This window comes from uncultured Subdoligranulum sp. (assembly GCF_963931595.1).
Taxonomy (GTDB): Bacteria; Bacillota; Clostridia; order Oscillospirales; family Ruminococcaceae; genus Gemmiger.
Genome location: NZ_OZ007030.1, coordinates 2,287,003 through 2,299,752 on the forward strand (window position 1 = coordinate 2,287,003; position 12,750 = coordinate 2,299,752).

At 59.2% G+C, this 12,750-nt stretch carries 10 protein-coding genes; 4 read left to right on the forward strand and 6 right to left on the reverse strand.

Features of this window, described 5'->3' with window-relative positions; translation table 11 throughout:
• Nucleotides 1–23 precede the first annotated feature (23 nt).
• Both ABGT73_RS11015 and ABGT73_RS11020 read left to right on the forward strand, forming a co-directional pair.
• On the forward strand, nucleotides 24–2,543 hold the full coding sequence (locus ABGT73_RS11015; protein ID WP_346669748.1) for a GLUG motif-containing protein: 2,520 nt from the start codon (nucleotides 24–26) through the stop codon (nucleotides 2,541–2,543).
• A 36-nt stretch (nucleotides 2,544–2,579) separates the two neighbouring features.
• A complete protein-coding gene (locus tag ABGT73_RS11020; RefSeq protein WP_346669749.1) occupies nucleotides 2,580–3,269 on the forward strand; it encodes a hypothetical protein in 690 nt (229 codons plus the stop codon).
• Between the two features lie 127 nt (nucleotides 3,270–3,396).
• On the opposite strand, the gene ABGT73_RS11025 is transcribed toward ABGT73_RS11020, so the two are convergent.
• The 6 genes from ABGT73_RS11025 to ABGT73_RS11050 all read right to left on the reverse strand — a co-directional run bounded on the left by ABGT73_RS11025 (nucleotide 3,397) and on the right by ABGT73_RS11050 (nucleotide 10,509).
• Nucleotides 3,397–4,413: a hypothetical protein gene (locus tag ABGT73_RS11025; RefSeq protein WP_346669750.1), complete on the reverse strand. Its 1,017-nt coding sequence runs from the start codon at nucleotides 4,411–4,413 to the stop codon at nucleotides 3,397–3,399.
• Nucleotides 4,410–5,861: a hypothetical protein gene (locus ABGT73_RS11030; RefSeq protein ID WP_346669751.1), complete on the reverse strand. Its 1,452-nt coding sequence runs from the start codon at nucleotides 5,859–5,861 to the stop codon at nucleotides 4,410–4,412. The genes ABGT73_RS11025 and ABGT73_RS11030 overlap by 4 nt, the downstream gene beginning before the upstream one ends.
• 26 nt (nucleotides 5,862–5,887) lie before the next feature.
• Complete coding sequence (locus ABGT73_RS11035; protein ID WP_346669752.1) at nucleotides 5,888–6,739, reverse strand: carbohydrate ABC transporter permease; 852 nt, start codon at nucleotides 6,737–6,739, stop codon at nucleotides 5,888–5,890.
• 8 nt (nucleotides 6,740–6,747) lie between these two features.
• On the reverse strand, nucleotides 6,748–7,263 hold the full coding sequence (locus ABGT73_RS11040; RefSeq protein WP_346669753.1) for a hypothetical protein: 516 nt from the start codon (nucleotides 7,261–7,263) through the stop codon (nucleotides 6,748–6,750).
• Between the two features lie 21 nt (nucleotides 7,264–7,284).
• Nucleotides 7,285–8,019: a sugar ABC transporter permease gene (locus ABGT73_RS11045; protein ID WP_346669754.1), complete on the reverse strand. Its 735-nt coding sequence runs from the start codon at nucleotides 8,017–8,019 to the stop codon at nucleotides 7,285–7,287.
• A gap of 210 nt (nucleotides 8,020–8,229) precedes the next feature.
• Nucleotides 8,230–10,509, reverse strand: a complete 2,280-nt coding sequence (locus tag ABGT73_RS11050) for an ABC transporter substrate-binding protein (protein ID WP_346669755.1) — start codon at nucleotides 10,507–10,509, stop codon at nucleotides 8,230–8,232.
• Between the two features lie 180 nt (nucleotides 10,510–10,689).
• On the opposite strand from ABGT73_RS11050, the gene ABGT73_RS11055 reads away from it, so the two are divergent.
• Together ABGT73_RS11055 and ABGT73_RS11060 are read left to right on the forward strand one after the other, a co-directional pair.
• Nucleotides 10,690–11,388 (forward strand): response regulator transcription factor, encoded by a 699-nt coding sequence (locus ABGT73_RS11055; protein WP_346669756.1) that lies wholly within the window; start codon nucleotides 10,690–10,692, stop codon nucleotides 11,386–11,388.
• Nucleotides 11,381–12,700 (forward strand): HAMP domain-containing sensor histidine kinase, encoded by a 1,320-nt coding sequence (locus ABGT73_RS11060; protein WP_346669757.1) that lies wholly within the window; start codon nucleotides 11,381–11,383, stop codon nucleotides 12,698–12,700. Before ABGT73_RS11055 ends, ABGT73_RS11060 begins: the two co-directional genes overlap by 8 nt.
• The last annotated feature ends 50 nt before the right edge of the window (nucleotides 12,701–12,750 follow it).

Sequence of the window (12,750 nt, forward strand, 5' to 3'; positions counted from 1 at the left end):
CCCTGCTGCTGACAGCCGTATGGGTGCTTGGCGCCGCTCTCCCGGCCCTGGCGGAAGAAACCGGCACAGCCAACGGCGAAATCATCTCCATAGCCACCACAGCCGATCTGCTGGCACTGCAAAACCGCTGTATTGTGGACACCGCCACCCAAAACCTGACCGTACAGCTGCAGGCCGACCTGGACCTGAGCGGCTGCGCTTTTACCGGTCTGCCGGTGTTCAGCGGCCATTTTGACGGGCAGGGGCACACCATCTCTGGCCTGGCGCTGGCCGACGGCAGCAGCGTGCAAGGGTTCTTTCGCTACCTGGAAGCGACCGCCGTGGTGGAGGATCTGCACCTGCAAGGGAGCGTCGGCGGGTCAGACGCCACCGTTCAGGGCCTGCTGGCAGGGGAAAACCGTGGCCTTGTGCGCGGATGCAGCGCATCCGGCCAGGCAGAAGCCGCCCAGGAAGCCGGCGGTCTGGTGGGCCGCAACGAAAGCAGCGGACAGATCGTCAACTGCCGCAGCACCGCCACCGTGCAGGCCGACCGCATGGCGGGCGGCGTGGCCGGGCAGAACCGGGGCAGTATCGTGCGCTGCCGGAACGACGGCGACATCAACACTGCCCTGACCGACGCCTCCGGCAGTCTGCTGGGCGTCAGCCTGTCCGGGGAGGACGGCGCCTCGCTGGCCTCCGTCAGCGACATCGGCGGCATTGCCGGGCGCTCCAGCGGTATTTTACAGAGCTGTGAGAACACCGGCGCTGTCGGTTACGCCAGTGTAGGCAGCAACGTGGGCGGGATCGTTGGCCGTACTTCCGGCTATCTGGACGGCTGCACCAACAGCGGCACGGTCCAGGGCAGCCAGGAGGTGGGCGGTGTGGCCGGTCAGCTGGAGCCGGTGCTGGCCCTGCAATATGACGGCGGCAGGCTGGACGATCTGTACAGCGAGCTGGATGCCCTGCAAGGCGAGATGGATACCCTCCTCACCCACACGGACACAGGCGGGGACAGCATTTCCGCAGCACTTTCCGCCCTGACCGATGCCACCCGCACCGCCAAGGACAGCACCGGCGCCCTGGCGGACGGCATGGTCAACTGGGCAGACAACGGGATCGCAGCGGTCAACAGTACGGCCAGCCGCTTTTCCTGGGCCATCGATCAGCTGGGCCCGGTGTTGGATTCGGTGGGCACGGCACTGGCACAGGCGGATGCCGCCGGAGCCGCACTGGAACAACTTTTACAGGACGCCTCCCTTGCAGCGGGATGGAGCGAGGACGCCAAGGCACAATGGCAAACAGCTGTCGAAGCCTTTGCCGTTGCCCGCAGCCGGGCCCATGACGCGCTGGAGCAGGCCCATGACGCGCTGGAGCAGGCCCATGCCGCGTTGCAAGCCCGGCAGGCCGCTTTGGGTGACGATGAAGCCAGCAGCACAGCCTGGGCCCGGCTGGCCGAAGCGCTGAACACGCTGCAAACCGCCGCCAGGCAGGTGCAGGATGCCGCCGATGCCCTGGAAGAGCTGCTTGACAACCTGGGGTCGGCTACCGAGCCGGCCGACCGTCCTCAGGAGCTGGAAAACCTGTACCAGGCGCTGCTTTCCTGCCAGCAGGCGCGCAATACCATGCTGGAAGCCCGCGACACCATCCGCAGCCAACTGGAAAGCGACGCCCCCGACCTGAACACATTGCTGACAGCGGCGGAGGATGGCCTTCAGGCCGCAGCACAGGCAGCCTCCGCCACCCAGGAGTTGCTGACCGCATTGGACACACTGGCCGACAGCCTTACCCCCGACGAGACAGAAGCCTTGCGCGCCCAGATCGAAGCCCTGCAAACAGAGACGGAAGCGTTTCGCACTGCGTTGGAACAGGTACACGCCGCCGTCAAAGCTCTGCAAGATCAGATACAAGGGTCAGAGAGCGAGATATCTGCCGCCTGGGATGAGCTGCGCGCTGCGGCAGAACAGCTCTATGCCGCCGGCGACGATCTGAACACCGGTCTGGATGCCCTGTCCGCCGCGGCAGATGCCTTACAGCCGGCATTTTCCGCTGGAAGCGAAACGCTGCCCGCCGACCTGGCCGCGCTGAAAGCATCGCTGCAAACCGCTTCGCAAGCGCTGCAAAGCGCCGTGAGCGGCATCGGGACGGTCACTGCGGGCCTGGCCGGACAACCGGTGGTTTCGGTCCCCAGCCTGGACAGCGCCGTGGGCGAGCAAAGCGACGCACTGAACGACTCCCTGGACAGGCTGCTGGACGGCTTTGACACGCTGAACATCGCCGTCAGCGCGGCAGGAGATACCCTGACCTGCGATCTGCGCGCCGTCAATGACCGGCTGGGGCGGGTCGTCAGCGCTGTGCGTGCGCTGACCGCTTCCCCGGACGCGGGCGGGAGCGATACGATCTTTGCGGATGTCTCCCGGGATCAGGCCGAACAGCGGCTGCAGGAGCAGGGAGACGGCTGCCTGGTCAATGCTGCCAATACCGGCGAGGTGAAGGGTGACAGCCGTGCAGGCGGCATTGTGGGCAGCCTGGCAAACGAGCTGGACACCGATCCCGCCGCCCACTGACAGCAGCAGGGCGATGGCAGCACCCTTTCCGCCGAGGTGCAGCTGTGCCTGATCGTGCTGGACTGCCGCAACAGCGGCACCGTCACCGCCAGGAAAGCGGAGGCGGGCGGTATCGCCGGAAGGATGGATTTTGGCTACACTGCCGATTGCGAAAACACCGGTGACGTGACCGGTGCCAGCCAGGTGGGCGGCGTTGCCGGGAGTAGCGCGGGGGTCCTGGAAAGCTGTTGGGTCCGCTGTGCGTTGACCGGCAGTGAAGAGGTAGGCGGCGTCGCCGGGTACAGCGGCGAGACACCGCAAGTTCTGGTGGATGGAAGCTTCAGCCCACAGGCCAAAGTCACGGTCACCACCGCCGAAACCAGCTTTTCCGACGCCGACGGGCGGACCCACAGCGGCCTCGCCTATACGATCACCGTCACCGATCCGGTATTCGGCGCGCCGGACTGCACTGTACACTTCCGCAAGCCCAACACCGCCGCCCGATACACCCTCTGGATACAGCAGGACGATACCTGGATCGAACAAAGGCCTCAGGTGGACGGCAGCTATCTTCTGATCCAATGTCCCGGTGGACAGATCACCTTCGTTGCAGAAGAAACCACGGCTAATGTCTGGCTGGTGTTCTTGATTGCTGCGGGCGTGCTGTTGGCAGCGGCAGTGTTCGTGATCCTCTGGCGCAGACATACCCGAAAGCCACACCATACCCCGCCCAAAGCCGAAAACTGACCGGCGCGAGGGGCGACAGTATAAGCCAACACCTACCACTCGCACAAGTACAGCTCTTGTTTCTTTTGCATTCTCATCGTTTTTTCATGGCAGAAGGTCACCCTTCTGTCATTTTAGTTTCCACTCCTCAAACAGCCGTTGTCCCTCTTCCGACTGGTAAAACGCCTGGCGCAAACAGCCCCAGCAGCAGCGCCCCTGCCAACAGCCCCAGCAGGCAGCCGCCGAACGCAAGTATTTGGGTGCCGAGCAGTTGATCCCGAACCGAATTTGTCAAGGATACAAATGCCATCAGGCTTTGCTTAGCAAGATTGCCCAAGTCCATCCAGAAATTCATATCCGACCATCGGCTGGGAACCAGCCAGCGAGGCAAAGCGGCCAAAAGATCCGGCAGTGCCAGTGCTGCCATCAGAAGCAGCGCGAATCCGGCCACCTGACGCCCCATCTTTCCAAGAGGGGCCAGTCTCCACAGCTGATGCAGGAAGAGCAGTGCAGCAATCACTAATGGTATCCATGCGACCGCATTTATGATCTGACGCAATGTGCCAGTGGGCAGCAGCTCTGCGTCGTTTTCCGAAAGTCCGGCACTTTGCAGAAGATTCTGTATTGTTCCGCGGGGGTTGCTTCCGTTCGCGATTTCCAGGGAAGCGGCTGTATACCCAGCATCTGAGGCAGTCACATCCGGGCAGATCAGAAAATATTCTTTTCCTTCCACCACACCGGTGACACGACGTTTTTCTCCCTTCACCATCAGCTCCAATCCTGTCACTTCACGACTTCCAAAAAGTGCATCGGCCAGACCGGCACTGACCGCACATCCATCCCACTGGCCTGCCCCCGGTGTGCTCCCGTACAGACAGGCCGCCGGCAAGCAGAGGGTCGGGCTGCCATACACAGAAATGCATTGTGCCGCAGAACTTCGTTCCAAATCCGTTGTAACTGTTTCTGAATCTTCTTTCCAGAGTGCGAGATTGAGGCCGAGATCTTCTGCTGCCTTGCTGAGTGAGTCGGCTTGCAAAACAGAGAGCGGCTCTTCAAAGCGCAGCTCATATCCATTCGCGGGAAGATCTGCCGCTAAAACAAACAGTTCCCCCACTGCGAGTGCAATCAACGCCCACCCCAATATCGTGAATATCCGTTTTTTCATGATGCCACCCGAACCCAGGCACCTTCCGAGAGCGGTTTGTCCGCACCGGTGACCACCTGTCCGCTGATGCTGCCGGAAACAGCAGCCATACCATCCCCCTGTGCCTCCACCGTTACCGGCAGACGAATCAGTACATTCTGTATACCCAACAGCGTGGCTCTCTCTTCCACCAGGTAGACAAACATACCAGAGCTGTCTGTTTGAATGGCGGTGGCCGGCAGGCATTGTTCGTACTGTCCTGCGTTCAGTTTGATTTCCACCGTGGCACTTCCCGCCTTCCAATCGCCGGAGTGTAACATAGCGGTAATTTGTATACTTCCCTCTTCCGATGGATCGGACAAAGCCGTAATGGTTGTCTGCATAGACTGGCTTCCTTGCTTCACAGTGACCTGTGTTCCCACCGTGGCAAGGCGGGCCGACGCCTGCTCCAAAGAAAAGGTCAGTACACTGGCAGCGTTCCGATCCGCGAGAAGTCCTGCCACGGACGTACTGTTTTGCCCTGCCTCAAGATTCAGTTGGGTGAGTGTTCCATCTTCAGGAGCGGAAAGAACACAATCCGCCGCTTTCAATGACTGCAGGGCCGATAATTCCGCGCGTGCAATATCCAGTTGTGCTTGCGTCACCGTAGCCTGTGCCTGATTTGCCTCATTTGTCTTGGCAACATCCTCCGCGGACTGGCTATACGTATGTGCAGCGCTGTTGCGGGCATCCTCATAACTTTGGGCAGTGTCTGTTGCTGCCTCGTTGGCGTCTTCAGCATTTTTTTGCGCTGCGGCAAGGGCCGATTCGGCAGCATCCAGCGCGGCTTTGGCTTCTGCAATTTTCTGCTGCCGCTCTGCCTCTGCACTTTCGGGAGTAGCCACAGGCTGGTTCTGCAGGGCATTCAGGGCATTTTGGGCGGCATCCCGCTGCTGCCGCGCTTTTTCAATCGCATCTTCACCGTCCCGCCATGTTTTCTGTGCATCGGAATAGGCCCGTTCCAGCTGCTGTTGGGCTTGCTGGAGCGCAAAACCATCTGCTTCCTCCGGATCGGAGAGTTGCCTGGCGGAGACCTCCAGCTGTTGTACCTGGGCCTGTTTGGTTGCCAATGCCTGCGCCAGGGAGACCTCATCAAATCGGGCAATGGCATCTCCTTTTGAAAGGGTCTGCCCTGTTGTGGCCGTTACCTGTGCCACCAACAGACCTTCCGGGACAGTAAGAGGTGTACCTCCCTGCACAGAAATGGTCCCTGATGCCGTACTGCTTTGGGTGATGGAGCCTGCACTTGCCTGTCCCAAAGTCACTTTGGGCATACTGGCTCCGGCGATCCCCCGCGCTGTAAGTGTAAGGATGAGCATAACGGCAAAGAATCTGACCACCGTACCGAGGCGCCCGGCTTGCTTGGGATCGCTGTTCTTCCACGCGGCGAACGCGGTGCGGATACGATAGAACGGAAATCGAAACTTCATGGAAATATGTCCTTGCAATCCTTGTATTATTCTTTTAAGCCGCTTGCCTGAATTCCCAGTTCCAGGTATTGTTGCCCAAAGCGGAAAATCAGTACAGCAGGCGCCAACATAATCAGGCTGGCTGCCATGGCGGTGGCCAACGTCTGACCGTTGGCATCGTTGAAAGAGGCCAGATAGAGGGATAGCGGCCATCGGGACGGATCTTTCAAAAATGTCATGGGCTGCTCGATGGCGTTCCAACCTTCCAGAAATGCCAGGACCAGCGCGGAAAGTATGCCCGGCATTCCCAAAGGCAGCCCGACGTGCCAGAATGTACGGAACGGGCCGGCGCCATCCAAAGCCGCAGCCTCCAGCAAAACCATGGGAACTGCGTCGAATCCCCGTGCCATAATGAATACGGTAAAGGCGGAAAAACAGCCAGGCAGAATCAACGCCCAGTGCGTATCCAGCAGCCCCAGCTTATGGAGTACCAGATAGTTGGGTACCATCGTGACCTGAAAAGGCAGCAGCATCAGGATCATGTACAGGTTCCTGCAAATCCGGCGGCCACGAAACCGTAACCGGGACAGAGCCCAGGCTGCGGGGGTACAGAAGAGGAGCTGCCCCAGGAGCTGGGGAAACACCTGGATGCAGCTGTTCCAGAACATGGCAAAAAACGCAGGGGTATCCAGGAGCAGTTCCACCATGGGCTGCAGGGTAGGCCAACTGGGCAGAAGTTGCCACCGCACCGCCTGGGCTGCGCCGTCGTGCAAAGCCGGGCCGATGGTAGCCGCCAGTTCATCCGCCGGGGTCAGCGCCCCAAAGAAGAGAAACCACAGCGGCCACCAAACGCTCAAGGCGATCCATCCCAGCGAAACCGTGAGCAGCGCACGGGTCACTGCGGGTTTCACGGGTTCAGAATGGCAACGGTATCCGCCGTGAAACCGCTGTCCGTATTGCTGCCGGTGATATACACAAAGGCCTTTGCCTGCACCATATCGGCGGAACCCTCCGCCTGACGGGAACTGCCATTTCCGTCTGCGTAAATGGCAATATACCGGGTATCATCGGTGCACGTCACGGAAAACACGGAGGAGGCAGTTCCCGCTTCCGCCATAACCGCTGCGCTGGCATCCGCACCCTGGCGCCGGACAACCGTCGGAGAAAGGGTAAACCCTGTATCCGTCATTTCCACCACAACCCCGGAGTAATCAACCGAAGCCGGGTCAAAAAGGGATTCTTCCACACCCTCGGAGGATTCCGCATCCGGTGCCGGGGTGATGATTGGCGTGGCTGTCGGTTGAGCCGTGCTTTCTGTGTGAGATGCGTCCGGCACCAAGGTGCTGTCGGAAGCAGCCCCACAGCCAGTCAGAAAGAATACGCAGGCAGCTGCAGTAATCACAAAAACAGAAAATGCCTTCATCACAAATTCTCCTTTAGGGAATTATTTGTCCCGGGTCCAGATCCGCTGCAAAGCCAGGATCAGGCCGGAAAGAGCCAGCGCCATGAGCACAGCGGCCGCGGTCAGGCGGGGCAGATCCAGGGACAGAAACCAGTTGTTGAACAGATGCTGCAACAGATACATACTTTCGTGGGGGTAGTTTCCTCCCACCAGGAAAGCCTCGCGGAAAGCTTTGAAACTGTTAAGCAGACTCAGCACACTCACCAAAGTCAAGGTGGGCAGCAAGTTGGGCAGTGTGATGTAAAAAAACTTTTGCCAGGCATTGGCACCGTCGACGGAAGCAGCCTCATACAGGTCAGTGGAAATCCCGTCCAGCCCTGCCAGCCAAAGGATCATGTCATAACCGGCATTTTTCCAGACGTAGGTAAACACCAATACCCAAAAGGCAGCCTCCGTGCCCATAAAATCTACTGCGTGCCCTCCCAAAGAGGAAATCAACCCATTCACCAGACCATTTTGGGCAAACAACACCTTCCACAAAATCACGATGCTTGCCACGGGGATCGCCATGGGAAGGAGGAAACTGGTGCGGAACACTTTGCCGCGTCGGGTATCCTTGCCATTCCGTTGCTTGGCCACCGTCTGCACGCCCAGGGCCAGAAAAAGGCTGCACAACAGAAGGATCGGCACACAGGTGCAGAGGAATCGTACCGTATTGCGGGCTGCCAGTTGAAAGGCCGTGTTTTCCAGCACCGACTGATAATTGGCAAGACCCACAACCTTTTTCCCCAATGCATCGCAAAAGCTGCGCCGGACCGTTTCTGCAAAGGGGACCAACATAAAGGCTGCGGTCCCCAGAAGGCTGGGCAGCAGGAACAAAATAGCGGCCGGGCCATCTGAATTGCGGCGGGATCCGGGCATGGTATGCCGCCATGTATGCCTGTGGGGCGGCAAGGCGGGGAGATTGCTCGCAGATTTTTTCATGGCTTATCCCTGTTCTGCAAACCGCAGCGATAGATCACCGACTACGCCTTCCACCGCCTGATCCATCGTTTCACTGCCGGACAGCAGCGCCTTGGTGTGGGCAATCAGGCTGTCCTGCAGGGCTTCGTCCACCACCACGGGGGTGGAAAGCTGCGCCAGCAGCTCTTCAAAGCCGCCGGTATAACCGTTATCCTGCATGGCCGGCATATTGCGATCCAGCGAGATCTGCATGCCTGCCTTTGTCACCGGCATGCCGTCCTCCTGGAAACTGCCCTGCACCTCGTCACTGAACAAGGCTTTCAGGAAGGCCCCCGCATAGTCCGTCTGATCGCTGTTGGCGGAAACCGCCGCAAAGCAGGAAGGCAGGTAAACGCCCTGGCAAAGTCCCGGCTGCAAGATGGTCTGTCCGGAAGCACGCTGTTCCGAGTCGGTGGCTCCCAGCCAGGAGGGGGTCGTCATGCTGCCGTAGCCGAATACAGCCCAGGATGTCTGGGCATATTCCGACATTCCCGCGTACCAGACGATGGTATCCAGACCACCGAAATTGCCTGCCGTACCGCTCAAGGTATCCTGCTCGGGGTAGTCCGCCATGTTGTAGTCCTCTCCCACCGTCTGGAGGAACGCCATCAGATCGCGCAGCTTCGCTTCATCCAGGCCGTCCGCCGTGAACAGCGCAGGCTGGGAGGTCTGCAGGGCAAACTGAACCAGGCTGTCCACGCTGTCAAAGCCCAGGGCATACCGCTGGGACTCGTCCAGCGGTGCCCCCCAGCTTGCTTCCGCCGGGCGCGGTGCATATTGCTGTACCAAGGCCGCCACATCATCCAGGGTGGAGACGCCATCCAGTGTGCCGGCCGCGCCATGCATGACCGGAACCGTAAAGCGAGCGGGCAGCGTAAAGAGTTTTCCGTCCGCATCGGTATAACGATCGGTCACAAAATCATAGAGACTGCCCGTATCCACCATCCCGGACAGATCCTCTAACAGACCACTGCCGGAGAAGGATTCCAGGTCCGCACCATCCAGGATCAACACATCGGGGCCTTCCCCCGCCAGAAGCTCTGTGTTCAGCGTCCGCAGGGCATCATCTTTCGTCAGTCCGGCGCCTTCCTGCAGGGCCACTTCATACTCTACTGCACAATCGGGATTTTGCTGGGTAAAGGTTTGTATCGCAGCACGGACGGTAGCATTTTCTTCCAGGCTCCAGACTTCCAGCGTGTTGGCCGGGGCCGAGAGCGTCGGATCAAAGGAATACCGGTACAGCTTTGTCTGCATGGAGCCGTCACTGACAATGGCCAGATAGCTGCCGTCCGGGGCGCAGCACAGCTGAGAAATGTAATTGCTGGAAAGAGACAGCGCCGTGCCGGTGCCGTCCACCACCTGCTCACGCAGGCTGCCTCCCTGTGCCTGCCGGTAGATGCCGGTCCTGTCGGCATAACAGATGGAGCCATCCGTTCCCATGGCAGCCTGGGCGCTGTACGGTTCCGACAGAAATCCTGTCTGCACCGTCTGGGTGGTGCCGTCCTGATCCGCCCGGCAAAGATCTCCGTTGGAAGAGAAATAATAGAGGAACGAACCGTTTTCATCACCGGCCGGCAGGATCCCTGCAATGTCATTGTCGCCGAAATAGAAGTTTTCACCGGATGCATCGGCTCCCGCCCCCATCCAGCTCTGGTTCCCGCTGCTTACCTGTACCCAGCTTTTTACCTTTTGGGCATCCACATCATAAAACAGAATATTTCCCGGCAGAGAAATACCCGGTCCGCCTGACGGGACAGCCACCAGGGTTCCATCGGGCAGGAACCCCATTTGGTTGAGATAGAAATTCCCCCCGTCCACGCCCAGGTCCAGCTGAACCGGGTTGCCGTCCGATTGTACGATCCACAGGGTGGAGTCGGTGGTTGTAAACGCCACGGTGCCGTCCTGGCGGGCAGCCCAGCGTGCCAGCGTGCCTGTTTTTTCGGCCCAGTCCAGAGTCTCAGACTGCCAGCTGGCGCCATTATCCGTGGAGGTGAGACGGACAGTGACCGGCATATCGGTACTCTCATCCCGGGCATACAGTACAAGACTGCCATCTGCCAGTGCGGCAGGCGCCGCGCCGAGTACCAATCCGGAGGAAATTCCGTCAGCCTGCCGTTCCACCCAGCGTCCCTGGGGGACCGCGTCCGTCTGGACGGCGCTGGAATCGGAGCCGGATGCAGCTGTGCCGGATGCGGTGCAGGCGGCAAGAGAAAACATCATCATGCCTGCCAGAAGCGAGGATAGAATCGTATGTACAGATTTCATGGTTGCCTCCCGACAATTGTGTGGATTTTGGAATACCGGCATTGTAGCAAAACAATCTGGAAAAAACCTGAAAAGTGTTTTCAGGTTTTTTTCAGACTGGCTGTGTAGACTAAGAATGTTCATATAATAGAGGTATACTTGATTGATAGAAACGACGGTTATGGCGGGAAGGAAATACCCATGCGAATCTTACTGATTGAAGACGACAATGCGCTTTGCCAAGTTTTACAGCCCACATTACAGGCAGCAGGATTCGCCTCCGATTGCTGCCATACAGGTGCCGATGGTTTGCATCTTCTCAAAACCGGATACTATGATGCCTGCATCCTGGACAGGATGCTGCCGGAATTGGACGGCCTTACGCTGCTCAAAAGTGCCCGGGCCGACGGCGTAACCATCCCTGTTCTTATGCTCACAGCCTTGGGGCAGATCGGTGACCGTGTGGACGGTCTGGATGCAGGTGCCGATGACTATCTGACAAAACCTTTTGATACCCGTGAACTGCTGGCCCGGCTGCGGGCACTGGTCCGCCGGCCGGCGGATCTGAATGAGGCGGCCCACCGGATTGCCTGCGGCGATCTTGTCCTGGATACCGCCCAGCTGACTTTGACGGGGCCTTCCTCCACCGTGACGCTCAGCCGCCGGGAATGTGACCTGCTGGCGGCATTTTGTCGTGCGCCCGGCCTGCTCCGGGCAAGGGCAGTCCTGTTGGGCAGCGTGTGGGGATCGGCGGCCGAGATTGAGGATTGCAGTCTGGACAGCTATATCCGTTTCATCCGACGGCGTCTGACTGCTGTGGGCAGCCGGGCAGTCTTACGGACGGTACGAGGCGCAGGCTACCGTTTTTTGCCTGATGGTGAGGAAGACGCTCATGCTTAAACACCTCCGACGCCGCCTGACAATTCTGTTCAGTGTACTCACCGCTGCTGTACTGGCGGCAGCGCTGACGGCGACCTGCCGCATGGCCCAAAACGAAGCGGTTTCCGGAGCGGACCTGGTGTTTGCCAATACCGTTTCGGCAATCGAGGATGCCGTAACCGAGAACAACCTGGTTCGTGACAGTTGGCTGGCCAGCCAGGAAGCCGCCGGTCGCTTGGTTCTGTATATGGAGGACAATGGTCACCCCCTTGTATTCTCCGGCGGGTGGACACCTGCCGATGAGCGCACCACACTGGTGGCGCTGGCCAGAGAACAGACAGTCTCTGCCGGACTGAATCCGGACAGACCGCGCCGGCAAAAGGTAAACTTTTCCTTGAACGGCGCACAGCTCAGCGGCTCCTACACCTGTACCGCAATGCTGTTGCCCAGTGAACAGATGTCAAGTGCGGTTCTTCTGTACATTATCCGGGATATGGGCCCCTTGCATGACCGCCTTTGGGCCATGGTCTGGCAATATACAGCCCTGTGGGCTGCGGGTGCCTTGATACTGGCATTTCTCTCCCATTGGATGGTGGATCGCGCGCTGCGCCCAACCGCCCAGGCAATGCAGAAACAGCGTGAATTTGTAGCAGCTGCGGGCCATGAGTTGCGCAGCCCACTGACTGTGCTGAAGGCAAGTCTGCAAGCGGCGCAGGCTCCCGAAACAGCCCATCTGGCTCCTCAATTTTTAAGCCATGCTGCATCGGAGGCGGACCGGCTGTCCCGTCTGACAGAAGATCTGCTGATTTTGGCCGGCGGCGATGCAGGGGTACTGCGTACCTCCCTGGCGAAAATCAGTACTGACACTTTTTTGGTGGAACTCTATGAAAGATTTGCCCCGGTAGCGCGTGACCACGGCCACTCCCTCACGCTCCACCTGCCAGACAATCCCTTGCCCGCCCTGCACGCAGATGCACAACGGCTGGAGCAGCTGTTCGCCGTCTTGTTAAACAACGCCTTTGAGTATTCCCCTGCCGACACTCCCGTGGAAATTCTTGCGGAGTTGCCGCCTTACGATGGTCTGCGCATCGCAGTGGTAGATCACGGCCCCGGGGTCCCCGACACAGAAAAATCCCGTATCTTTGATCGTTTTGCCCGAGGAGACCGCAGTCGGACCGACAAAACGCATTTCGGCCTTGGCTTGGCCGTTGCCAGTCAAATTGCCTCCTTGCACGGAGCGATCCTGCGTGTACGGGACACGCCCGGAGGCGGAGCCACCTTCGTGGTGGAGTGGCGTAATAATCATGTACTGGACAGAGCCAGCTTTTCCTAAATACAGAATACTTTCTGAAGCAGAAAGAGCCTTGCAGCGAGAATTTTCCC

Coding starts and splice junctions, on each gene's coding strand:
- ABGT73_RS11040 (WP_346669753.1), bottom strand. CDS start 7,263: ATGAAGGCATTTTCTGTTTTTGTGATTACTGCAGCTGCCTGCGTATTC.
- ABGT73_RS11060 (WP_346669757.1), top strand. CDS start 11,381: ATGCTTAAACACCTCCGACGCCGCCTGACAATTCTGTTCAGTGTACTC.
- ABGT73_RS11050 (WP_346669755.1), bottom strand. CDS start 10,509: ATGAAATCTGTACATACGATTCTATCCTCGCTTCTGGCAGGCATGATG.
- ABGT73_RS11030 (WP_346669751.1), bottom strand. CDS start 5,861: ATGAAGTTTCGATTTCCGTTCTATCGTATCCGCACCGCGTTCGCCGCG.
- ABGT73_RS11025 (WP_346669750.1), bottom strand. CDS start 4,413: ATGAAAAAACGGATATTCACGATATTGGGGTGGGCGTTGATTGCACTC.
- ABGT73_RS11055 (WP_346669756.1), top strand. CDS start 10,690: ATGCGAATCTTACTGATTGAAGACGACAATGCGCTTTGCCAAGTTTTA.